The organism is Nocardia yunnanensis (genome assembly GCF_003626895.1).
Lineage (GTDB): Bacteria > Actinomycetota > Actinomycetes > Mycobacteriales > Mycobacteriaceae > Nocardia > Nocardia yunnanensis.
The window spans coordinates 6430535-6453753 of record NZ_CP032568.1; the positions used below are offsets into that span (position 1 = coordinate 6430535).

The window sequence follows — 23219 nt, forward strand, 5'->3', positions numbered from 1 at the left end:
CGGGGTTGTGAGCAAACGCGGCTGGCTGTTGTTCCTGGGTATGGGTGTGATCTGGGGTGTGCCGTACGCCATGATCCGGGTCGCGGTGCGCGAATTCGATCCGGTGTTCGTGGCTTTCGGCCGCACCTTTCTCGGCGCGCTGGTGCTGCTGCCGGTCGCGCTGTATCTGAAGGTGCTGGCCCCCGCCCTGCGGCAGTGGCGCTGGCTGCTGGTCTACACGCTGGCGGAGATCACCGGCCCGTGGCTGCTCATCGGTCACGCCGAAACCAAGCTCACCAGTTCCACGGTCGGGTTGCTGATCGCGGCGGTGCCGTTGATCGCCATCGTCATCACCACCCGCATGGGCCACGAGGGCTTGGACATGCGGCGCATCCTCGGCCTGGTGATCGGTTTCGCGGGCGTCGCGGCGCTGGTCGGTCTGGATGTCGACGTCTCGAATCTCGGCGCGATGGCGGCCATCGGCGTCAGCGTGATCGGCTACGCCCTGGGCCCGATCATCGTGGTGCGCAAGCTGACCGACCTGCCCCCGATCGGCGTGGTCACCGGCTCGCTGATCTTCGCCGCCGCGCTCTATCTGCCGTTCGCGGTGTGGCGCATGCCTTCTCACTTCTCCGCCGCCCCGACCTGGTCGGTGATCGGACTCGGCCTGGTCTGCACCGCGCTGGCGTTCGTGGTCTTCTTCGCCCTCATCGGCGAGGTCGGACCCTCGCGCGCCACCGTCATCACCTACATCAATCCCGCGGTCGCCCTGCTGATCGGCGTCTCGCTGCTGGACGAACCGCTGACCGCGGGCATGGCGATCGGCTTCCCGCTGGTGATCGTCGGCTCGATCATCGGCACCGCTCGCGCCAAGGCCGAGGCCAAGGAGCCGGCTCCGGTCTAACCCCGTTTTCGCTTGCGCCGCTTGCGGTCTCGCCGCTCGATCCGCGGATCCTCACGCACCTGATAGCGGGGCACGTACTCCCCGAGGAACGTTTGCAGCGTGGCGGTGGCGGGAATCGCCAGCAGCGCCCCCACCGCACCCAGCAGCGCCCCGCCCATGATCACCGCCAGCAGCGCCACCGCCGGGTTCACATCGACGGTTTTCGCGGTGATGCGCGGCTGCAGCACATAGTCCTGAACCCACTGGTAGACCACCACGAAGATCACGATCCACACGGCGTCCAGCGGCCGGGCCGTCAACGCCACCAGCACCGGCAGCACGCCCGCGACATAGGTGCCGATGGTCGGCACGAACGAGGCCACCACCCCGAACCACACCCCCAGCGCCAGCGCGTTCGGCAGGCCCAGCAGCGCCAGGAAAAGCCAGTGCGCGATCGCGGAGATGACCGCCAGCAGCGCCCGCGAGTACAGGTAGCCGCCGGTCTTGTCGATCGCCAGATCCCAGGCGTGCAGTACCGCATCCTGTTTCGCGGGCGGCAGCAGCGAGCACAGCGCCCGCCGCAGTTTCGGCCCGTCCGCGGTCATGTAGACGCTGAACAGCGCGATGGTGACGAACTTGGCGATCCCGCCCAGCACGGTGCTCGACAGGCCCCACACATTGTCGGCCGCCCGCGCCGCGTAGGAGCTGATGACGTCGGAGTCCTTGAACAGCCGGTCGCGCAGCTGATCGAGGGTCAACTTCTGATGGAAGGTGCTGTTGACCCAGCTCACGAGTTCGTCGATGAGCCGCGGCAATTCGCTGACCACGTCGGCGACCGTCTCCACCAGCAGCACGCCCAGTGTCGCGACGAAGCCCGCGGTGCAGGCGAACACGATGACGAACACCGCACCCGTCGCCACCCCGCGATTGACGCCGCGCGCGGCCAGCGCGTCCACCGCCGGTTCCATGGCGAGCGAGACGAAGAACGCCACGGTCATCATGATGGCGATGCCGATGAGCTGATGCGCGGCCCAATTGGCGAGTTCGAACAGTCCGAGCAGGGCCAGGGCGAGCACCATGGCGCGCGGCAGCCAGGCGGGCATGGACGCCCGCGCGTCGGCGTCACTGCTGCTGGAGTCGCCTGTCGCCTCGGTGTTCGGTCCGGCGGCAGGGTTGTCGGCGGCCACGGCCCCAGTGTCGGTCACGGGCCGCGTTTTCCGGCCGCGACGCACCGGTTCGGTGGAAATGGACAGTTCCGGTCGGTCTGTTTTTAGTAAGCAAAATAAACCGAGAGTCATTCGTGGAGAAGGGTTTTGCCGCGATAGTGTGCAGGTATGCGGGTTGGCGGCCAAGATATGCGAGTGCGCACGAAATTCTCCAGCGAACTGATGGCGCTGACCGATGAGCTCGCGCAGATGGCGAGACTGACGCAGGAGGCTTCCGAACGAGCCACGGCCGCCCTCACCGGCAGCGACCTCACCGCCGCGTACGAGGTGTTCGCGCTCGAGGAGCAGGTGGAGATCGAGCACGCCAAATGCGAGGACCGGTCGGTCATCCTGCTCGCCCTGGAGGCGCCTGTCGCCCGCGACCTGCGGCATGTGGTGACCGCCATGCAGATCGCCGACGACCTGCTGGCCGTCAGCCGCGCGCTCAGCCGCGTCGCCGACGTGGTGGTCCGCCGCTACCCCGATCCGGTCGCCCCCGCGGTGGTCCTCGATTCGGTGGCGGAAATGTCGGGCGCCGTCACCCTTCTCATCGGTACCGCGGTGAGAGTCATTGCGGCGCAGAACCCGCCGCGCGATCGCGTGCTGATCCCGCGCGACGAGACCGTCGACCGGCTGCGCGCCCACCTGGTGGAGCTGGCCGCCGCCGACGGCTGGGCGCACGGCTCGGCCATGGCCATCGACATCGCGCTGCTGGCACACCACTTCGAACGCGCGGCCGACCACTGTGTGCGCATCGGGCGGCTCATTCGCTTCTTCCACACCGGCATTCCGCTCTACGCGCAAACGGAGGCGTAACCACCCCTTGTGTCCGGGGCCCGATCCGCGGGAGTAAGCTGCCCGAATTGCTTCATGGCGAGGTCTTTTCGAGTAGCACCGCACGTACGGACAGTCGAATCCGACAAGGGCCCCAAACATGCCAAACAGCTCTACCCAGACGACGGTGGCAGCGCCGATTCGGGTCGCGCCCGCCCCCGCCCCGGCCGAGAGAACCGGCGACACCACCCTGTCCCACCGGCAGATCATGACCATCCTGTCGGGCCTGCTGCTGGGCGTGTTCCTGGCGGCACTGGACCAGAACATCGTCAGCGTGGCGATCGTCCGCATCGCCAACAGCCTGCACGGCTTCGACAAACAGGCCTGGGCCACCACGGCCTACCTGATCACCGCCACCATCAGCACGCCGCTCTACGGCAAGCTCGCCGACATCTACGGCCGAAAACCCTGCTACCTCATCGCCATCGGCGTCTTCGTGATCGGCTCGGTGTGCTGCACCTTCGCCACCTCCATGTACCAGCTCGCGGGCTTCCGCGCGCTGCAGGGGGTGGGCGCGGGCGGGCTGATGTCGCTGGCCTTCACCATCATCGGCGATATCGTGCCGCCGCGCGAAAGGGTCCGATACCAGGGCTATTTCATGATGGTGTTCGGCATCGCCACCGTGCTCGGACCGGTGCTGGGCGGCTTCTTCTCCAACGCAGACCACATTCTGCGGCTCGCGGGCTGGCGCTGGGTGTTCCTGGTGAACGTGCCCATCGGCGTGCTGGCGCTGCTGGTGGTCGCCAAGGTGCTCGACGTGCCGCAGCAGCGGCGCCGGCAGCGCACCGACTGGCTGGGCGCGATAACCCTTGCGGCGGGCACGGTTCCGCTGCTCGTCGTCGCCCAGCAGGGGCGCGAGTGGGGCTGGCACTCGCATCGCGCGCTGCTCTGCTACGGCATCGCCGCGGCCGGGCTGGTGGCGTTCCTGCTCGTGGAGTTCCTCATGAAGGACGCGGCGCTGATTCCCCTGCGGCTGTTCCGCAATCTCACCTTCAGCATCGCCATTCTGGGCGGCTTCATCGTCGGCGTCGCCATGTTCGGCGCAATCGTGCTGGTGCCGCTGTACTTCCAGGTCGTGCGCGGGTATTCGCCCACGCGCTCCGGGCTTTTCATGCTGCCGCTGGTGGTCGGCATCATGATCGGCGCGCAATTGTCCGGGCTCGTCACCAAATTCACCGGGCGCTACAAGCTGCTGCCGGTACTCGGCTCGCTGGTGATCGCCGGCGGGTCGGTGCTGTTCGCGCTCGTGCACTACGACAGCCCGCTGTGGCAGCCGCTGTTGTACTGCGGCATCATCGGTTTCGGGCTGGGCGGCTGCATGCAGACGCTCATCATCGCCGCGCAAAACGCGGGACCGCGCACCGATATGGGCGTGTCGACCGCGTCGGCCACCTTCTTCCGGCAGATGGGCGGCACGCTGGGCGTCGCCGTCTTTCTGACCATCCTGTTCAATCTGCTGCCGCGCAAGATCGTCGCGGCGTTCGGCGGCGAGCTGCCGCCCGGATTCGACGCCGCGCAACTGGGCCGAATCCAGAGCAATACCGGCGATATCGCGGCATTGCCCGAGCAGTTGCGCATTCCCATCCTGACCGGCTTCACCCACGCCATGGGCGGCGTCTTCTTCACGGCCGCGGCGGTCGCGGTGGCGGCGGCCGTGGTGCTGGCGTTCATGAAAGAGATTCCGCTGCAGGATGTTCCGATGGCGACGGCCGAAGTGGCGGTCGAGCCGGAACCCGAGCCGGAGCCGGAACCGGAGTTGCACATCGTCGAGCCGACGGGGTTGTCGGTGTCGGGCTGCGTGCACCGCGAGGACGGCCAGCCGGTGCCGGATGCCGTGCTCACCCTCATCGATCACCGCGGACGCCAGGTGTCGCGCGCGATCGGCGCACCCGACGGCGGCTATCTCATCGGCGTGCCGCGCGCGGGCGGCTATGTGCTGATCGTGTCGGCGTTCGGATACCAGCCCGCCGCGGTCACCCTCAGCGTCGGCAGCCGTCCGCAGCAACTCGATGTCGCCCTGCTCGGCTCCGGCGAGGTGTCGGGGACGGTGCGGGCGGTGGGACGCGGTGCGCCGCTGCGGGATGCGACCGTCACGCTCACCGACGCCTTCGGCGACGTGGTCGGCTCGGCCGTCACCACCGCGGACGGCGACTTCATCTGCCGCGGGGTGCTGGCGGGCACCTACACCCTGGTCGCGGTGGCCGAGCACATGCGCCCGACCGCCGTCACCCTCACCGTGCCCGACAGCGGAATGCTGCGCCACGACATCGAATTGGCGCCGCGCGCGGTGCTGGCCGGCTCGGCCTGCAACGAACGCGGCGACAGCGTGGCCGACGCGCAGATCACCGTGCTGGACGAGGCGGGGGATCTGATCGCGGTCACCCGCACCGACGACACCGGCCGATACGTGGTGCCGGATCTGGCCGAGGGACGCTACACCGTGATGGCGCGCGGATATCCGGCCGCGTTCAGCCGGGTGACCGTCGCGGAGGGCGAAGTCGCGCACGATGTGCTGCTCAGCTACGAGCGGGTGGAGTCGATCGAGCGCGAGTCGGCCGACCGGGTGTGACCGTTCGGGGCGCGCGAACGCGGTACAGCTGTTAGGTTTCCGCTGAAAACGGTCCAACGTTCGGTATTGGGCCGGCTCAGGGGAGAATCTCATGAAGACCACGCGCGCACTGCTGACCGCCGCCCTCGTCGCCGTCCTACCCGCCGCCGCGGCCCACGCCGACCCGGTGTCCCCGGACGCCGGGCCCGGCATCGCCGAGTATGTGGCGCTGGGGGATTCGTGGGCGGCCGACGCCACCCTCAGTCAGCTCACCACCGCCTTCACACCGCTGCCGTGCGTGCAGAGCGCGCACGATTACGCCAAGCAGGTGGCCGCCGCGCTGCGGGTGCCGACCTTCCGCGACGCCACCTGCGGCGGTGCGGTGACCGCCGACATGACCCGGCCGCAGCATTTCGATCTAGGCGACAATGCGCCCCAGTTCGACCGGCTGACCGAGAACACCGACCTGGTCACCCTCGAAATCGGCGGCAACGACGCGGGATTGGCCGCGGCCGTCACCGACTGCCTCACCCTCGACCCGGCGATCAGCCCGTGCCTGAACGAGAATGTCGTCGGCGGAGTCGATCGCATGTCGCAGCGGATCGCCGCGACCGCGCCCCGGGTCGCGGCCACCATCGCCGGTATTCGCGAGCGCGCACCGCACGCCCGCATCCTGCTGCTGGACTACTTCGAGGGCATCGGTCTCGACGGCGGCTGCTGGCCCGAGATCCCCATCTCCGACGCGGACGCCGGCTGGCTGGGCCACAAGCTGCTCGAACTGCACGACATGCTCGCGCAGGTCGCCGACAGCAGCGGCGTCGACTTCGTGGACACCTACGACGGCAGTGCCGGGCACGACGCCTGCGAACCCGTCGGCACCCGCTGGGTGGAGGGGCTGCTCCCGTACTCCGGTAGCCCCCTCGGACTCGCGGTCCCGTTCCACCCCAACCAACTCGGCGCGGACTACCAGGCCCGCAAGGTCTTGGAGACCCTCGGCGCGGCCTGAACCGCGGCCGCCGGCTTCAGTCCACGGTGCGGCGGGTGATAGTCACCCGGTTGTCGTGGAATACCGCGCCGCCGCCGAAGTCCGAATCGCGTTCGGCCACGGTGGCATTGGCGGTGGCGCCGCCGGAATGCTTGGCCCAGCGGCCCTTCGGGGTGGCGGCGACGCCCGGACGGACGATGTCGGAGACCTCCGCGACGGCGTCGAAGCGGCCGCGGTCGTTGCCGACGGTGATCGGGTCGCCGTCGGAGATGCCGCGCGCGGCCGCGTCGTCGGGGTGCAGGGTGACGCGGGGTTCGCCTGCGCGGCGGCGCAATTCGGGATTCGAGCCGAACGTCGTATTGAGGAAATAGTGGGACGCGGCGGAGATGAGGACCAGACCGTCGCCGGGGTCGGCGGGCGGGGTGTAACCGGCCAGCGGATCGTGACCGGCCTGCGCCAGGCGATCGGAGACGAACCGGAGCTTGTCGGTGGGCACCGGACCCGGTTCGATCTTGAGGAAGCCGTCGGCGCGCAGGCGATCGATGTCGTACTGCTTCAGCAGCTGGGTCGCCAGCTCCTCGTCGGACTCGAACAGGGCCGGATCGGTGAAGCCCAGGCGCCGGGCGAGCCGGCGGAAAGTCTCCGTGGTGGGCAGGCATTCGCCCGGCGGCGCGACGGCGGGCTCGTTCCAGACCAGATACAGATTGCCGTAGGCGGCAATGACATCGAGGTGCTCGGGCTGCATGGTGGCCGGCAGCACGATGTCGGCGTAATCGACGGTGTCGGTCGGGAAGTGTTCCAGCACCACCGTGAACAGATCCTCGCGGGACAGGCCCTCGATCACCCGGCGCTGATCCGGGTTCGAGCCGACCGGGTTCGCCGCGATCACGAACAGCGCCTTGACCGGCGGCGTGGTCTCCAGCAGAGCCTCGCCCATCCGTGTCATGGACAGCGTCCGCACCGGATGCGGCAGCAGATCGAAACGCACCAGCGCGGGCACGTCCAGCTGGAAATGCCCGCTGGTCGAATAGTGCAGTCCGCCACCGGGAATCGCCCAATCGCCGGTCACACCCGGCAGGCACGCCAGCGTGCGCAGTGCCATGCCGCCGCCGGCGTGCCGCTGCAGCCCCTGGGACACCCGGATCGCGGTGGGGCGGGTGCGGGCGATGCGTTCGCCGAGCGCCACGATCCGCTCCACCGGCAGGCCGGTGATCTCAGCGGTGCGCTCGGGCGTGTATTCCTCTATGCGGGAACGGAATTCGGGCCAGCCCTCGGTGTGGGCGGCCAGATATTCGTCGTCCTGGGCGTCCAGCGACACGATGACGTGCATGAGTCCCAGCGCCAGCGCCGCATCGGTGCCGGGCAGCGGCGCGAGATGCTCGTCGCAGCGTTCCGCGGTGCGGGTGCGCACCGGATCGATGGCGACGGTGTACGCGCCGCTGTCCTGAACGAACTTCCATACGTGATGACCGGAGCTGAGCGGGTTGGTGCCCCACACCAGGATCAGCTTGGACTTGGCCAGATCCTCCGGATCCATGCCCCCGGACGTGCCGAGGGTGTACTTCAGTCCGGTGCTGCCCGCGATCGAGCAGATGGTCGGGTCGTGCAGGGACGCGCCGAGGGCGTTGAAGAACCGCCGTCCGGAAAAGCCCTCCAGCCCTTGCAGATAGCCGAGGCTGCCGGTGCCGTGGAACGGCCAGATCGCCTCCCCGCCGTGCTCGTCGACGATGGCGGTGAGCCGCTCGGCGATCTCGTCGAGCGCCTCGTCCCAGCTGATCGGCTCGAAGCGGCCCTCACCCTTGGCCCCGACCCGGCGCAGCGGCCGGGTCAGGCGCTCGGGGGAGTGGACCTGCTCGAGGTAGCGGTTCACCTTGACGCACAGCGCGCCCCGAGTGACCGGATGCTCCTTGTTGCCGCGCAGGCCGACCGCCTTGCCGTCCTGGACGTCCACCACCCACGAGCAGCCGTCCGGGCAATCGAGGGGACAGGCTCCCAGTACCTTCACCCGATCGATCGTAGGCAAGTGCTCTCTCGGGCGCGAAAGCCGAGCGTGCGGCCACTTTCCTTATGCGACACGCCTATCGCGTCATGTGACGACACGCTGGTGTGCTGCGGTAATCTCGGCCGGCGGCCACTCAGCCGCAACAGGGTTGCGGGGGCGGAAGTGCGCGGTGGAATGGGAGAGGCATGATCACCCCCGGCCGAGGGCTCGTGGGCGTCATCGCGGGTGGCGTGACGCTGCTGACCGGTTGTGCGCACGCCGGCCACCTCGATCCGGCGCGGGCGAACCGAGCACACACCGAGGCCGCGGACAGCGGTGAGATGCAGCGCAGCGCGTTCGTCACCGGCTGCGCGGGGACCGCGGCGGGCTGGCAGGCCACGGCGGTGGTGAGCAATCGGGACGTGATCGAGCACCGGTATCTGGTGGTGATCAGTTTCATGACACCGGAGTCCGCGGATCTCGAACGCACCCGCACCGAGGTGGTGGTCGCGCCGGGCGCGACCCAGGATTTCACCACCGAGACCCGGCTGGATCCGGTGACCCGTCCGCAGACCGTCCGGTGTGTGCTGCGTGGAGTGGAACAGCTCTGAACGATCCTCGCCGATCGGGCAGCGGGCATTGGGCATCGGGCAGCGGGCGCTGGGCATCGAGCATCGGGGAGTGGGCCGTGGGCGAAAGTTGCGCGGGGACAGGGGCTGCCGCCTAGGATCTGCAGCGCCGGCCATGCTCGGTGGGCCGCACCAGCCGGAATAGCCAAACGTTCACTGACCTGCGGGTCGGCGGCCGTGAGAACCAGCGGATGTGGATTTGTCGGTGCCATGGTGCATGCTCTTGGCACGCAGCTGTCCGCCCCGTCCGCCCGGAGTGTCCCATGTCGACCCGTACCAAGCCACAGCCCTTGTCGGATACCGAGATTCGGCGCATCGCCACGGAAATCGACGCGGGCAAGCCGCCGATGGTGTGGTTCACCGCGGCGGCCGTCGGCGTGCCGGAGGGGCGCTCCGGCAAGGTGATGTCCCTCGGTGATCCGTCCGAGGGGGATTTCCTTCAGGTCAAACCCACGGGCTCGAAGGATGTGCTGTCCTTCGGTCCCACCGAGGTCACCCTCACCAAACCGGGCCGCCCGACCCCGGCGAAACCGACTGGAACTACCCCGAAAACGGCAACCAGGAAGGAATCCACCGTGTCGATGCCCTCGCCCGTGACGACGCCGGCCGCCCCCAGTACCCCGGCGGCCCCCGCCGCCCCGGCCGTCTCCAGCACCTCGGCGACTCCGCAGGCGAAGCCCGAAACCTCGCAGCCCGCCGCGGAATCGGCGGAGGCCAAGGCGAACAAGCCCGCCGCCTCCCGCCCGGCCCGCAATGCGGCCAATGCCGCCGCGGCGAAGAAGCCGAAGGCGGCCGAGGTGACGGTCACCCTCAGCGGCACCGCCGAGGGTGAGTGGACCCTCGATGTCGTCAACGGCAAGAAGCGCACCATCAAGGGCCTGCCGGTCGCGAGTTCCGCTGTGGCCCAGGCCGCCAAGATCCTGCACCCGGAATTCGCCGAGGTGGTGGATTCGATTCACGAGTCCGTGCGCGCCGCCCAGCAGGCCAAGGTGGCGCAGTTGCAAGCCGAACTCGAGTCGGCCCGTCGGCTACTCGAGGACCTGGCCTGACCAAGGCCGGCCCGCCTGATCTCGAGCCGCGCCCGTCATTCCGGCGTGTTTTTGGCCGGAATCCACACTGTGGCAGTGGATCCCGGCCAAGAAGCATGCCGGGATGACGAGGCGTGGCTCACACCGCGGATTCTCGCTGCCAGGTGCGCGGGCCCGCTTCCGGGCGGGCCCGGCGCAGATCGTCGTGGAAGATGTAGCCGAGCGAGTATTCCTTGGCGTGGTACATGGCCGAATCCGCTTCGCGCAGTAGCTCGTACACGGTGGTCTCGGTTTCCCGGGGCCGGGTGCAGGCGATGCCGATGCTGGCCGCGATCCGCACTTCGGCGGCGCTGAGTTCGAACGGTTCCCCGAGAGTGGCCAGCAGCCGCTCCGCCAGCTGCCGCGCCTGCTGCGGAGCCAGCGGGGCCAGCACCACGAATTCGTCACCGCCGTAGCGGGCGGCGGCGGCGTCACGGCGAATCACCCGGCGAATGCGGGCGGCGGCATTGGCGATCAACTCGTCGCCGACGGCGTGGCCGTAATTGTCGTTGACCCGCTTGAAGCCGTCCAGGTCGATGAACAGCAGGGCCAAAGGCTGTCCGGCCCAACGCTCCCGATTACGATGCAGCGCCCGCAGCAGGGCGGCGCGGTTCAGGAGACCGGTCAGCATGTCGTGGTCCGCCTGATACTGCGCGCGTCGTTCGCTGCGGGCGCTGCGTTCGATGGCGCGTTCGCTGCGTAGCAGCACGCCGCCCAAGAGCAGCGCGAACAGTGACGACACCACGACCCGGTCCAGGGTCTCCAGGCTGGAACCGACCACGGGCACCAGCGAGGCCACGATCATCACGATGGCGATGATGCTGGCGCGCTGCCGCGAGCGATGCGGATGGATGTGGCGCGGGCCGCCCAGCACGGTCATGCTCGGGTGCATGGCCGCGGTGCCGATCAGCGTGAAACCCAGTTGCAGTGGCAGCAGCTGGATCTGGCGGCCGAGTACCGCCGAACCCGCGGTCTCCAGGTTGTAGGCCAGATCTCCGGCGAGGATCACCAGCATGGCCAGGTGCACCAGGCGCAGCGAGGTTTCCGAGCGGGCCGAGGTGATCACCGAGTGCACGATGACGGTGAGCAGCAGCGCGTCCACGATGGGATCCGCGACGGCGGTGATGGTGCCGAAGTGGATGTCGTGGGTCATGTGCAGCACCGGCGAGATCAGGAAGGTCCACGACAGCAGCAGTGCGCCCAACCCGATGAGCCCGGAGTCGAGCAGCAGGTCGTGGTCGGTGCTGTTCTGGCGCGGCCGCAGCCACAGCACCGCCGCCACCCCGACGCAGCAGTAGCCGCTGAGGGTGAACAGATCGTCGAACGGGTGGCGCTGGGATTCGGAGATGTGGCGCAGCCCGGTGCCGATGGCGAATTGAACGGCGGCCGCGGACAACAGATACCAGGGCAGGGGGTGGCGGGGCCGGTAGTTGCGGACTCCGGTGCCGATCATGCCGAGGCTGAGGGCGACCGAGGCGAACAGGGTGCCGAGTGCGACGGCCCGGGAGCTGGTCATCAGGGGCAGGCCGAGAATCAGAACGCCCGAGCAGAACAGCACGGTGCGCCAGCAGATTCGGTAGCGCCGACCAGACTGTTCGGCCGGTTGTGCGTCTGTTCCCACCAGCCCCCCTAGTCCGAGCAGTACTCGAAAAGACACCGCCGATCATCAACCGTGTGTGTTGCGGTACGAGCATAGGTCCCCGCGCAGCGGTGGCAGAGTGCCCGGTCGACAAAGGCGCTGCCACTATTTGGGCAACCGATCCGATCATTACACGAAAACGTCCGCTCCGGAGCCGAGTTCGGCGAACCCGCGAAATGCTTTCTGCATGGCTCGCTATGCTCCCCCTGAATTCGAACCGAACGGCCTGCACCGCATCCCCCTGCCCGCGCCCACTACCCTCCGGACCAGGCGAATTACCGCCAATGGGAGGGAAATTCGCGGGCGCGAGCACGGAAGCGTGGAATTGAAGCGACAACACAGGGCGTGGGTGAAGGGAACGGTGATGGTGCACTGGCGGGAAGGTGGCATGGGAGCGACGGCGGGGCGTTGGTGGGCGCCGGGGCGAGTCAATCTCATCGGTGAGCACACCGACTACAACGACGGCTACGTCCTGCCGCTGGCATTGCCGCTGGGTATGACCTGCACCGCCAAGCCACGGACGGACGGTGTCGTTCGCCTGGCCTCCCGCCAAGTCCGGGACCAGTCGATCGATACCCGGGTCGAGACCATCGTCGCCGGCGGCTGGTCCGAATTGCCGGCCTGGACCCACTATCCGCTGGGCGTACTCGCCGAATTCGACCGTCGCGGCCACCCGGTAACCGGTGTCGAACTGGACCTGGACGGCACCGTCCCGGTGGGTGCGGGCCTGTCCTCCTCGGCCGCGCTGTCCTGCGCGGTCGCCCTCGCACTGCGAGACCTGTTCGCCCCCACCGTCACCGACACCGACATCATCGATATCGCTCGCGCCGCCGAGAACGACTACGCCGGCGTCCCCACCGGCACCCTCGACCAATCCGCCGCCATGCTGTGCACGGCCGGGCACCTGCTGTTCCTCGACACCCGTACCGGCGCCTTCGAACAGATCCCCTTCGATCTCGACGCCTTCGACCTGGCGCTGCTGGTGCTCGACACCGGCAGCCCCCACCGCCTGCTGGACGGCGAATACGCCCGCCGCCGGGCCGAATGCGCCGCCGCCGCAGCACAACTGAACGTCGCGTCCCTCCGCGACGTCACCTCGCCCACCGCCGCCGACCGGCTCACCGACCCGCTGCTGCGCCGCCGCGCCCGCCACGTGATCACCGAAAACGCCCGGGTCCTGCGAATAGCCGAACAATTGCGCTCCGGCGCGGACCCCCGCGCCATCGGCCCCCTCCTCACCGAAGGCCACGCTTCCCTCCGCGACGATTTCGAAGTCTCCGCGCCCCGATTGGACCTCGCGGTCGACGCGGCCCTCGCCGCGGGCGCTTACGGCGCTCGCCTCACCGGCGGCGGCTTCGGCGGCAGCGTCATCGCCCTCGTGGACCGTGACCGCATCGGTGCCGTGCTGTCCGGGGTCCGAGAAGCCTTCGCGGCCAACGGCTTCGAATCGCCCCGCAACTTCACCGTCACGCCCTCGGCTGGGGCCCATCGCATCCGAAGCGCGAAATCGACTGCGTCATAACGTCATAGCCGGCGAACAGCGGACGCTGCCCGGCCGATCGCGACGTGGTCGGCCGGGCAACTGCCTGTCGCCTACTTACCGGGCGTGATCGTCGGCTGGTTGATCGTGGTGAAGTACTGCACCGCGGCCGCAATGGCCACCGGGGCGGTCACGAACAACTGACCGGCTAGGGTGCCCAGGAAACCCACCGCACCCGCGCCGATGACGCACCCGGTGCCGGCCGCGCCCAGCAGCGGAAGGAACAGGGCCGCAAGGACTCCGACGGAACCCAGCGTGACCAGGCTCGCGCCGGTGATCGCGCCCGCGAGGCAGCCCAGGGCGGCGCCGCCCAGCCCGCCGGCCAGGGTGCCGATGGTGGCGCCCATGGAAATGGTGCTGCTCATGCGGTTCCAGGCGGCGACCTCACGGTCGTAGTCGCTCTTCCACGGCGCGCTGTTCTCGAACGGCAGCGCCACCGGCTGATACACCGCGTGCGCGGTGTCGAGCTGCGGGGTGAGGGTGACGACCCGGTCGTGGATGTCGGCGGCGATCGGGAAGACGTAATCGTCGACGCGCATCGACAATTCGGTGCCCGCGACGGTGGTGCCGTCGGCCGCCTTGATCTCGAGCACGCCATTGTTCACCACCAGCGACCCGGCGTCCGTGCGGATGACCAGATCCCGCTCGCCGGCGGTGGCGGTGTAGTGCACGACGCCCGGATCGGCCGGGGCGGGTGCGGCGTTCACGGTTCCGGCGGTGACCCCGAGCGCGGTCGTGACGAGGGCGGCGGACACGGCGAACTTGTTGAGCTGCATGAGAAATCTTTCGTCGGTGCGGGTCAGGGTCCGCACGAATGGACACGGTCGTCTACGAACCGACGACCGTGGTAAGGCGTGACCGACCGGCGGCACGGCGCGAAGCCGTGCCGCTGTGCGACGGTCGTGAGGAAGGGCGGTCAGGCGCGAGCGCGCAGGCGGGCTCCCACACCCACCAGCACGTCGATCACCAGGAAGCCCAGCAGTGGAATACCGATCATCGGCGCGAACCAGCCGATCACCACCGCGGCCGCTGCCAACGGCACGAGGAGGATCAGCGGAGCCTGTGCCAGCGCGCGGCGCGGCGCCCGGCCGACGCCGAGCGTGGATTCCTTGGTCGGACGCCGCCGCCACCACATCAGATAGCCGCGCACGATCACCGTGCCCAAACCGATCATGATGGCCAGCAGCAACAGCTGATTGGCGAGACCGAACATCAGCCCCATATGGAACTGGATGCCCCAGTTGGTGAGCTTGGCCATCAGCGGCCAGTCGGCGTACGGCAGTTTGTCGGTGACATTGCCGGTGGCGCCGTCGACCGCGATCGCGTCGCGGGTGTACTGCCCGGGACGACGGGTCTCCTGTGCCACGAACGCGGTGCCGTCGGCGGCGGGGATGCTGATCTCGAGCGGGCCGGTGAGACCGTTGGCGCGGGCGACGCCGTACACGGTGTCGGTCAGCGCCGCCTTGTCGGCCGCGGGCATGGCGGCCTTGGCCGCGCCGCCACCGTGATGGTCGTGCTCACCGCCGGCGGGCATGGCCGGGCCGGCGGATCCGGGCAGCTTGGCGTTCACCGCGGGCGTGGTCCAGCTCAGCGCCTGGCGCAGTTCGGTGACATTGTCACCGGCATACTTCGACCAGGTCATGCCCGTCACCGACAGCAGCAGGAGCACCGGCAGGATCCACACACCCACCACCGCATGCCAATTCAGCGTCCGTGCGCGCGGGCGGGAACGGTCCGGGCGCAACAGCCAAGCGGCCGAACGCTTCTCGCGGCGAGCCCGCACCCGCCGATACCAGAGCACCAGCCCGGCCAGCGCGATCAGCCACAGCCACGACGCCGCGATCTCGCTGTAGTAGCGGCCGACGTCGCCCAGATGCAGATCGCGGTGCAGGTTGTCGATCCAGGTGCGCATCGGCAGCGCACCCGAACTGCCGTAGACGACATCGTCGCCCACCGGCTGCGCGGTGACCGGGTCCACGAACACCGCCCGCCGCTCGGAGTCGCCCAGCGACGGATCGCTGAACAGCACCCGGGTGGTCTCACCGGCGTGCTGAGCCGGGGCGACCGCGACCAGCGGCAGCTTCGGCTCGACCACCAGCGCCGCGGCGATCTGCTCCTTCAGCGGTTTGGCGGGTCCGGTCGAATCGGTGTGCAGCAGTCCGCTGGAGGTGATGTTCTCCAGCGTCGGCGCGATCGCGTACAGCGCGCCGGTCACGGCCGCGATCAGGATGAACGGCGCGACGAAAACGCCGGCGTAGAAATGCAGTCGCAGCATGAGCGCCTGAAAGGCATTGCCCAGACCGCGTTTCGACGGGGTGGTGGACGACGGGGGCTCCGGCGTCGGGGCAGGGGAGGGCGGCGGTGCCGGATCGACACCGCTTTCGGTGATGGTCATGAACTGTCTTTCGGGGGTTCGAGAAACACCCGGGTACGCGGAACAGGGGAGCGACGCGACGCGGCGACGACTGTCCGAGCGGGCCCATGACCCCCTCATGTGCGCACGAGCGACTGCCATCGCCCGCGCGCAGCGGTCATGGATACGCCGGGACGCGCACGGCACCACCTCGACGGTCGGGTGCGTACAGCGAGATCACACGGACGTCAGGTCCGTGTGCCCGGGTGCAGGAGAAAAGGATTCAGCCTCGAACCGGCGCGGGCGGACCGCGGGTGTGACAGGCGTCGGCCGCGAAGACGCGCAGCACGACGCGATCACGATGCGCGATGGGCAGCCGCGGTGGGCCCGCCGGCGCCGGCAGCGCGACGGGCGCGGGCAGCGCCCAGGCCAGCACGGTGGTGGCGATCCGGTAGGCGGCTTCCGCGCCGAGAATGACCACGGCCGCCGCGCAGGCGGCCACGGTGTGGACGGCCAGCATCGCCGGACTCCACAGGGAAGCGTGATGCATGGCGTGCATGCTGTGTCCGGGCGAGCCCCACATCATGCTGAAGTGGCCCAGCAGCTGTCCGCCGAGCAGCGCGGCCGTCAGCCCGAATGTCGTGGTGCGCAAGGCGGGAACGCCGCTCACCAGCGCGCCGACCGCGGCCGAGGCGACGACCAGCAGCGTCAGCGTCCCCGACTCCAGGGGTGCGGCGCCCGAGACCCAGCCGTGGGCCGCGACCGCGAGCGCCCCGGAAACCGAACCGGCCGCCCCACCGCGCAAAACCGCAGCATCACTGCGATTGTGCGCCGTAAAGCGGCCGACTCCGTTGTTCACGCGCTGAATAGTAGCCATAGCCTGGCGATCCGAGCCAACCGCGACCCCGGTTGCCGGACGAGGAGGGTCTCCACGTCGCCGCCGAGGCGCTGGGGGCCGGAATCCGCCCGGGCTGTGGCTGTCCCGGCGACCCTTGGGGCCGGGACAGCGATCGCCTAATTCTCCGTGACGTCCATCTCGATCAGCGGCTTGCGCAGCAGCTTCCCGGTCGCGTTGCGCGGCAGCTCGTCCAGGAAGATGACCTCGCGCGGCACCTTGTAGCGCGCCAGGTTCTCCTTGACGTAGTCCTTGATCTCCTGCACGTCGCGCTTGGAGTCCGGGCCCGGAACCACGATGGCGCGCAGGCGCTTTCCGAAATCGCGGTCGTCCACGCCGACCACCGCGGCCTCGAGGATGTCGTGGCGGTTGGACAGCAGGTTCTCGACCTCCTGCGGGAAGACGTTCTCGCCGCCGGAGACGATCATGTCGTCGTCGCGGCCGTCGATGAACAGCAGTCCGTCGGTGTCGAAGTGGCCGACATCGCCGGAGGACATGAGCCCGTCCACGTACTCCTTGGTGCGGCCGTCGGTGTACTGCTTGAACGAGTGCCCGTTCTCGATGAAGATCGTGCCGGTCACATTGGGCGCGGTGATGCGCTTGCGGTTCTCGTCGTAGAGCGCGATGCGAATGCCGACCGGCGGCTTGCCCGCGGTGGTCGGGGCCTTGCGCAGCTCGGCCGGCTGCGCCACGGTCATCACCGCGCACTCGGTGGAGCCGTACACGTTGTAGAGGGTGTCGCCGAAGTAGTCGAGGGTGCGGGTGACGACGTCCGGCGGGATCGCCGAGCCGGCCGCGAAGATGACCCGGAGGGTCTGCTTCGGGTTGTACTTGGCGAGCGTCTCCTCCGGCAGATCCAGGATGCGCTGCAGCATGGTCGGCACCACGGTGAGGCCCTGCGCGCGGTACTTCTGGATATTGGCCAGCGTGCCCTCGGGATCGAAACGGCGCTGCTGGAACACCACCCGGTTGCCCAGCGCCAGCGACAGCGTGAACTGCGACAGGCCGGTGGCGTGGAAGATCGGGGCGGCCATCACCACGGTGCCGTTGCGCGGCAACGGGATTCGGTCCAGGAACTGCGCGGTGATGAAGGGGGAGACCTTGTCGCGCGGCGCGCCCTTGGGGGTGCCGGTGGTGCCGGAGGTCAGGATGACCATGCCGCCCGGCTTCTCCGGCGGGGTGAGTGCGGCGGTGGACTGCCCGGCCGAGACCGACTCGATGGTCGGGATCGACGGGTCGGCATTGTCCTTGGCGTCGACCCAGGTCAGGATGCGCGGGATATCGGCCGGGATGGCGGACATGAGGTCGAAGAACTCGCTGTCGTGCAGCACCGCCTTGACCTGTTCGCGCGCGGCCACATCGGTGAACTGCGGCTTGGCGAAACCGGTGTTCATCAGCACCGCGCGCACACCCAGCTTGCCGGCCGCGACCAGGCTCAACACCATGCCGCGATGGTCGCGGCAGAGCACGCCGACCACATCGCCCGGGCCCAGGCCCTGCGCGGCGAGCCCGCGCGCGAAGGCGTTCGACATCTGGTCGAGCTGCTCGAAGGTCAGCTCACCGCCCTCGTCGACAATGGCCGCGCTCTTGGCATGAGTGTTGGCGCCGTGCACCACCGCACCCGCGAAGGGACCGAACTTGAGCATGCTGATCGCGGACTTGGCCGCGATATCCGGACGCAGCGGATTGAACAGACCCCCGCGAACCATGGCGTTGACGCTCAGTGCGGCATCACCCGCTTTGCGGAGAACCGAGCCAGCCGATGGAAGGGCAAGTGACATGGGTACAACCTTCCGCGATCGCGGGCCGGACGAGTCGGCCCGACGGACCGCAACATCGAGATCCAGTGCGGTGCTAACCCTAGCAAGCACCGGCAGACCCGATGTGTCCGAGGTCTCCGTTACCAGCAGTAACGAATAAACCCCCCAGCTCGTGGCGGACATCCCACCACCGCGTCCGAATGTCCCGCCTCGTCATCCCGGCGTGCTTTTGGCCGGGATCCATCCGGCCGCCGCGCTCTACGCCGGCGGTTCGTACTCCACCAGGACGCGGCGGAGGAGTTTGCCGGTGGCGTTGCGGGGGAGGTCGTCGAGGAAGAAGACGTCGCGGGGGACCTTGTAGCGGGCGAGGTTGGATTTGACGTAGGACTTGATCTCGTCGGGGGCGAGGGTGGCGCCGGGTTCGGGAACGATGAAGGCGCGCAGGCGTTTGCCGAATTCGACGTCGTCCACGCCGACCACGGCGGCGTCGAAGATGTCCTGGCGTTCCAGCAGGAGATTCTCGACCTCCTGGGGGAAGACGTTCTCGCCGCCGGAGACGATCATGTCGTCGTCGCGGCCGTCGACGAACAGCAGACCGCTGTCGTCGAAATGGCCGACATCCCCGCTGGACATGTAGCCGTCGATGATCTCCTTGTGGCGGCCGTCGGTGTAACCCTTGAACGGCGCCCCGGAGCGAATGAAGATGCGGCCCTTCACGTTCTTGGCGCGGATGCGCAACCCGTCCTCGTCGAAGAGCGCCACCTCGCAGGTGGTGGGTGCGCGGCCCGCCGTGCCGGGCGCGGCGGCCAGATCCTCCGGGCGGGCCACGGTGGCGACCGCGCATTCGGTGGAGCCGTAGAGGTTGTAGAGCACCGGCCCGAACACCTCGGCGGTGCGCACCGACAACTCCGGCGACAGCGCCGAACCCGCGACCACAATGCCCTTCAGCGACGAGGTGTCGTACTTGTCGCGAATCGTCTTGTCCAGCTCCACCATTCGATGCAGCATGGTCGGCACCGCCACCAGCATGTCGGCGCGATGCTCGGCGATCAGCCGCAGGGTGCGCTCGGCGTCGAAGCGCCGCGCGGTGACCACCTTGTTGCCGAAAGCCGTTCCCGCCAGCCAGGTTCCGAAGCCGGTGGAGTGGAAGATGGGCGAGACGATGACCATGGTCCCGCCCTGCGGGAAGTCGATGCGATCCACCATCTGCACGGTGGCCAGCGGCCCGGTCCGCTCGCGCGGCGCGCCCTTGGGCAGGCCGGTGGTGCCGCTGGTGAGGATGATGAATCCGCCCGGCTTCTTGGGTGCGGGCAGCGGGGTTCGGGCGTTGGCCGCGATGAGCGCATCCAGAGTCGTTGCCCCGGAGGGGATCTCGGTGCCGTCGTCGACCCAGGTGAGCACGCGCGGCAGCTCCGGCGGCAGCGCGTCCAGCAGGCCGATGAACTCGCTGTCGTGCAGCACCGCCTTGACGTTCTCGCGTTCACACACCTGCGCGAACTGCGGTTTCGCGAACCCGGTGTTCATCAGGGCCAAGCGTGCGCCGAGCTTGCCGAGGGCCACCATGGTCAGCAGCAGTCCGCGATGATCGCGCGCCAGCACCCCGACCACGGTGCCCGGCTTCACGCCGAGCCGTTGCAGCCCGCGCGCGAGCGCGTTGGACTGCTCGTCGAGTTCGCGATAGGTGAGTTCCCCGCGTTCGTCGGCCACCCCGGGCCGATCCGGCCAGGTGCGCGCCGCGCGCCGCACCGCGGTGGCGGGCGGCCCGAAAACCCTGCCCTCCAAGGCGGTTCGCACCGTTTCCACCGGCCGGCGCGGATCGGTCAGCCCCAATTCCCGCAGGCGTCGCAGCCCCCGTACGGCTTCCGCGGTGTGCATCATCCGCTGCTGCGCCATGTCCAAGACCGAGGCCACGCCGACCACCTCCGTATACCGTGCCGCCCGTCGCCCGGCCCTGGGCGCTGGGTAGCGCCACCGTAACAGCGTGCTGTGAGCCCTGTTACAGAAAAACGGTCACATAGGACATCGGTACCGACTCGAAAGATTCCCAGCCACCGTTAACCTCGTCGTTGCCTGCGCGTCATGCCCGTGGCAGAGGCTGCGGGTTCCAACCCCCGAACCGATGAGGACCCCATGGAACTGCTCGCTGTACTCGCCAACCTCTTCACCGCCCTGAACAGCGGAAGCGCCGCCCTCGCCGCCTAGCCGGCCAGCGCGATCACGAACGGCCCGCCGAGGGGGTTCGGCGGGCCGTTCGCATTCCCGGGGCCGTTCTTCCCGGGTTCAGTCCTGGTCGAACCTCTTCCCGGGTCAGTCCTGGTCGAACCCGGTGGCCAGCCCCAGATGCGCGGTCGCGTCGAGTTCCGCGGCGACGGTGGCCAGCTTGCCGCGGATGGCCCCCACCGCGTCCGGGCCCAGGGCCAGGCGCAGCGGCGCGTTCGGCTGCCCGACCGTGGCCAGGACCGCGGCCGCCGCCTTGTCCGGGTCACCGGACTGCTGCTGATCGGAGGCGGGCAGACCGTCGCGGATGGCGCCGACCGTCTCCGCGTAATCGGGAATGGCCGCACCGATGGTGAGCGCCGCGGGCTTGGCGAAACCGGTTCGGAATTCCCCGGGTTCGACGATGAGCACCTGAATCCCGAGCGGATTCACCTCCGCCGCAAGCGCTTCGCTGGCCAGCTCCAGCGCACCCTTCGCGGCACTGTAGGCCCCCACCCCGGCGAACGACATGAACCCGCCCATGCTGGTCAACTGCACGATCGCACCGCTGCCGCGTTCCCGCATCTGCGGCAGCACCAGCCGCGTCAGCCGCAACGGCCCGAAGAACATGACCTCCATCGCGTCGCGCAGATCGGTCTCGGCGGTCTCCTCGATGGCCCCCACAATCCCGTACCCGGCATTGTTGACCAGCACATCGACCCGCCCGGCCTCCTTCACCGCCCGCTCGGCCGCCGCCGCGTCCCGCACGTCCAGCGCAACCACCCGCACCCGATCCGGATGCGCCGCAACCACCTCCGCCATGCTCTCGGGCCGCCGCACCGCCGCCACCACCTCGTCCCCCGCGCCCAGCACGGCCTTGGTGAAGGCCGCCCCGAACCCGCTGTTGGCCCCGGTGATCAGCCAGCGCAGGGCGTTGTCTGCACTCATTCTCGATCCTTCTCGCCGCGCCCTGGAGGTTTCCGGGCTCCACGCACCAGCTTGCCCGGCTGCGACGCTCCGGCCAACCGTGTCGACCGGAAACTGCTTGCGGAGTGTGGTTTTCGCTGGATTCAGCCGAATCGACTCATGGAGCTGTGCAGTGGACGCATGGCGCGCGGAGCTTGCGACGGTTGGTATGACTCGGTCATACCTGCTGGTAGGATAGTCGCATGGCGAAGATCACGATCAGCATTCCCGACGAGATCGCGGAGAAGGCCAACCGTGCCGTGCGAGCCGGCCTGTCGGGCTCGGTATCCGCCTACTTCACCGCACTGGCCCAGCGTGAACCCGACTGGGCGGTGGCCGAGGAGATCCTTGCTGAACTGTCCGCACAGGCTGGGGTCACCGAATCGGATCTCGCCGACGCGGATGCCGCTCTGGACGCGGCCGAACGTGCGGCAGCCGATGGATCCCTGGGAGGTGCCGCTTGATCGTGCTCGACTCCGGTGCGCTGATCGGTCTGGAGAAGGACAACGCCAAAGCGATCGCGATCGTCCGGCGCGCGCTGGCTCGCAAGCTCGAAATCGTCGTTCCCGCGACCGTACTCGCGCAGTGCTGGCGCAACAGTCCCCGCCAGCACGCGGTATCGCGGTTGCTGAAGGCCGATGCCGTGCGGGTCGCCGAGCTCACCCAGGCGCAGGCGCTCGCGGTGGGAGCTGTGCTGGCGGCCTCCGGGACCGCCGATGTCGTCGACGCTCATGTGGTCGTACTGGCACGGGCGCTGGCCGCGACTCTCGTGGTGACGTCGGATCCCGAGGATCTGACCGGCCTGGACTCGCGGATCCGGCCGCATATCGTGTGAATCGGTGCCTGATCGCCGTCGGATGACCGGATTCCGCGGGTGGTGATGTCCGGCGTGCATCGAAGCGGCCGATCCGCATCCGCGTGCGGCGCTGCCGCCGCAGAATCAGAAGATGAGTGATCTCTTCGATTTCTCCGGCCGTACCGTATTCGTGGCCGGTGGTACCAGCGGCATCAATCTCGTTGTGGCACAGGCTTTCGCGCGGGCGGGGGCATCGGTGGCGGTGTTGTCGCGCACGCCGGACAAGGTGCGGGCGGCGGTCGACTCGCTGGGGGAGTGCGGGGTGACGGCGCTGGGCTTCGCGGCGGATGTGCGCGACTACGAGGCGGTCGCGCAGGGGATCGCGGCGACCTGCACCGAGCTCGGTGAGATCGACGTGCTGGTGTCGGGGGCGGCCGGGAACTTTCCGGCGGCCACCGATGCCATGTCACCGCGGGCCTTCGCCGCCGTGGTCGACATCGATCTCAAGGGGACGTTCAATGTGCTGCGGGCCGCGCGGGAGCATCTGCGCACGCCGGGCTCGGCCGTCATCACCATCTCCGCCCCGCAGGCGAGCATTCCCATGACCTTGCAGGCGCACGCCTGTTCCGCCAAGGCCGGCGTCGACATGCTCACCCGGGTGGCGGCGCTGGAGTGGGCGGCGGCCGGGATCCGGGTCAATGCCGTGGTCCCCGGTCCCATCGAGGACACCGAGGGCATGTCCCGGCTGGCGCCCACACCTGAAATGGCCGAGCTGGTGGCCAAATCCGTGCCGATGGGGCGGTACGGCACGGCCCGGGAGATCGCCGACTGCTGCCTGTGGCTGGCCTCCGAGCGCGCCTCCTACGTCAACGGCGCGATCATCCCCGTCGACGGCGGCTGGTCGCTGGGCGGCGCGTCGGAGGTGTTCACGGCCATGCGAAATCTGCTGGTGGAGTAACTGAT

Annotated in this window: 20 protein-coding genes; 11 read left to right on the forward strand and 9 right to left on the reverse strand. The window is 68.9% G+C overall.

The window, feature by feature from the left end; genetic code table 11:
* The first annotated feature begins 7 nt into the window (after positions 1–7).
* Positions 8–883, forward strand: a complete 876-nt coding sequence (locus D7D52_RS30155) for a DMT family transporter (RefSeq protein WP_120741786.1) — start codon at positions 8–10, stop codon at positions 881–883.
* Here the strand turns inward: D7D52_RS30155 and D7D52_RS30160 are convergent.
* On the reverse strand, positions 880–2067 hold the full coding sequence (locus D7D52_RS30160) for an AI-2E family transporter (RefSeq protein ID WP_246023391.1): 1188 nt from the start codon (positions 2065–2067) through the stop codon (positions 880–882). The two genes, D7D52_RS30155 and D7D52_RS30160, sit on opposite strands and share 4 nt — an antisense overlap.
* 156 nt (positions 2068–2223) lie before the next feature.
* Here D7D52_RS30160 and D7D52_RS30165 point away from each other — a divergent pair, with 156 nt between their 5' ends.
* The 3 genes from D7D52_RS30165 (at position 2224) to D7D52_RS30175 (ending at position 6455) form a co-directional block, all read left to right on the forward strand.
* A complete protein-coding gene (locus tag D7D52_RS30165) occupies positions 2224–2883 on the forward strand; it encodes a phosphate signaling complex PhoU family protein (RefSeq protein ID WP_162958651.1) in 660 nt (219 codons plus the stop codon).
* Between the two features lie 118 nt (positions 2884–3001).
* Positions 3002–5470, forward strand: a complete 2469-nt coding sequence (locus D7D52_RS30170; protein ID WP_120741789.1) for an MFS transporter — start codon at positions 3002–3004, stop codon at positions 5468–5470.
* Positions 5471–5561: 91 nt separating this feature from the next.
* Complete coding sequence (locus D7D52_RS30175; protein WP_120741791.1) at positions 5562–6455, forward strand: SGNH/GDSL hydrolase family protein; 894 nt, start codon at positions 5562–5564, stop codon at positions 6453–6455.
* A 16-nt stretch (positions 6456–6471) separates the two neighbouring features.
* Here D7D52_RS30175 and D7D52_RS30180 read toward each other — a convergent pair whose 3' ends face one another.
* A complete protein-coding gene (locus tag D7D52_RS30180; RefSeq protein ID WP_120741793.1) occupies positions 6472–8439 on the reverse strand; it encodes a molybdopterin-containing oxidoreductase family protein in 1968 nt (655 codons plus the stop codon).
* 182 nt (positions 8440–8621) lie between these two features.
* Between D7D52_RS30180 and D7D52_RS38150 the strand changes: the two genes are divergently transcribed.
* Together D7D52_RS38150 and D7D52_RS30190 are read left to right on the forward strand one after the other, a co-directional pair.
* Positions 8622–9026, forward strand: a complete 405-nt coding sequence (locus tag D7D52_RS38150; RefSeq protein ID WP_162958652.1) for a hypothetical protein — start codon at positions 8622–8624, stop codon at positions 9024–9026.
* Positions 9027–9307: 281 nt separating this feature from the next.
* Complete coding sequence (locus D7D52_RS30190) at positions 9308–10093, forward strand: DUF6319 family protein (protein ID WP_120741797.1); 786 nt, start codon at positions 9308–9310, stop codon at positions 10091–10093.
* Positions 10094–10211: 118 nt separating this feature from the next.
* Here D7D52_RS30190 and D7D52_RS30195 read toward each other — a convergent pair whose 3' ends face one another.
* Entirely contained in the window at positions 10212–11732 is a 1521-nt protein-coding gene (locus D7D52_RS30195) for a GGDEF domain-containing protein (protein WP_246023392.1), read from the reverse strand.
* Positions 11733–12138: 406 nt separating this feature from the next.
* Between D7D52_RS30195 and galK the strand changes: the two genes are divergently transcribed.
* Complete coding sequence (galK, locus tag D7D52_RS30200) at positions 12139–13272, forward strand: galactokinase (RefSeq protein WP_120744573.1); 1134 nt, start codon at positions 12139–12141, stop codon at positions 13270–13272.
* 71 nt (positions 13273–13343) lie between these two features.
* Here the strand turns inward: galK and D7D52_RS30205 are convergent, their stop codons facing one another.
* The 5 genes from D7D52_RS30205 to D7D52_RS30225 form a co-directional block, all read right to left on the reverse strand.
* Positions 13344–14066: a DUF8020 domain-containing protein gene (locus D7D52_RS30205; RefSeq protein WP_120744574.1), complete on the reverse strand. Its 723-nt coding sequence runs from the start codon at positions 14064–14066 to the stop codon at positions 13344–13346.
* Positions 14067–14206: 140 nt separating this feature from the next.
* Complete coding sequence (locus tag D7D52_RS30210) at positions 14207–15685, reverse strand: PepSY-associated TM helix domain-containing protein (RefSeq protein ID WP_120741799.1); 1479 nt, start codon at positions 15683–15685, stop codon at positions 14207–14209.
* Between the two features lie 241 nt (positions 15686–15926).
* Positions 15927–16502 carry a hypothetical protein gene (locus D7D52_RS30215; RefSeq protein ID WP_246023394.1) on the reverse strand — a complete coding sequence of 192 codons (576 nt, stop codon included), beginning with the start codon at positions 16500–16502 and terminating at the stop codon, positions 15927–15929.
* Between the two features lie 155 nt (positions 16503–16657).
* Complete coding sequence (locus tag D7D52_RS30220; RefSeq protein ID WP_120741804.1) at positions 16658–18319, reverse strand: acyl-CoA synthetase; 1662 nt, start codon at positions 18317–18319, stop codon at positions 16658–16660.
* 237 nt (positions 18320–18556) lie between these two features.
* Entirely contained in the window at positions 18557–20191 is a 1635-nt protein-coding gene (locus D7D52_RS30225) for an acyl-CoA synthetase (protein ID WP_120744575.1), read from the reverse strand.
* A 186-nt stretch (positions 20192–20377) separates the two neighbouring features.
* Here D7D52_RS30225 and D7D52_RS40030 point away from each other — a divergent pair, with 186 nt between their 5' ends.
* The gene (locus D7D52_RS40030; protein ID WP_281279140.1) at positions 20378–20500 is read left to right on the forward strand and encodes a hypothetical protein; all 123 of its coding nucleotides are present in this window, start codon (positions 20378–20380) and stop codon (positions 20498–20500) included.
* Positions 20501–20605: 105 nt separating this feature from the next.
* Here the strand turns inward: D7D52_RS40030 and D7D52_RS30230 are convergent, their stop codons facing one another.
* Positions 20606–21442, reverse strand: coding sequence for an SDR family NAD(P)-dependent oxidoreductase (locus tag D7D52_RS30230; RefSeq protein WP_120741806.1), 837 nt, complete (start codon positions 21440–21442; stop codon positions 20606–20608).
* Positions 21443–21663: 221 nt separating this feature from the next.
* On the opposite strand from D7D52_RS30230, the gene D7D52_RS30235 reads away from it, so the two are divergent.
* The 3 genes from D7D52_RS30235 to D7D52_RS30245 all read left to right on the forward strand — a co-directional run bounded on the left by D7D52_RS30235 (position 21664) and on the right by D7D52_RS30245 (position 23214).
* Complete coding sequence (locus D7D52_RS30235; protein WP_120741808.1) at positions 21664–21924, forward strand: hypothetical protein; 261 nt, start codon at positions 21664–21666, stop codon at positions 21922–21924.
* The gene (locus tag D7D52_RS30240; protein ID WP_162958653.1) at positions 21921–22295 is read left to right on the forward strand and encodes a PIN domain-containing protein; all 375 of its coding nucleotides are present in this window, start codon (positions 21921–21923) and stop codon (positions 22293–22295) included. The genes D7D52_RS30235 and D7D52_RS30240 overlap by 4 nt, the downstream gene beginning before the upstream one ends.
* Positions 22296–22407: 112 nt before the next feature.
* On the forward strand, positions 22408–23214 hold the full coding sequence (locus D7D52_RS30245) for an SDR family oxidoreductase (protein ID WP_120741812.1): 807 nt from the start codon (positions 22408–22410) through the stop codon (positions 23212–23214).
* Positions 23215–23219 lie beyond the last annotated feature (5 nt).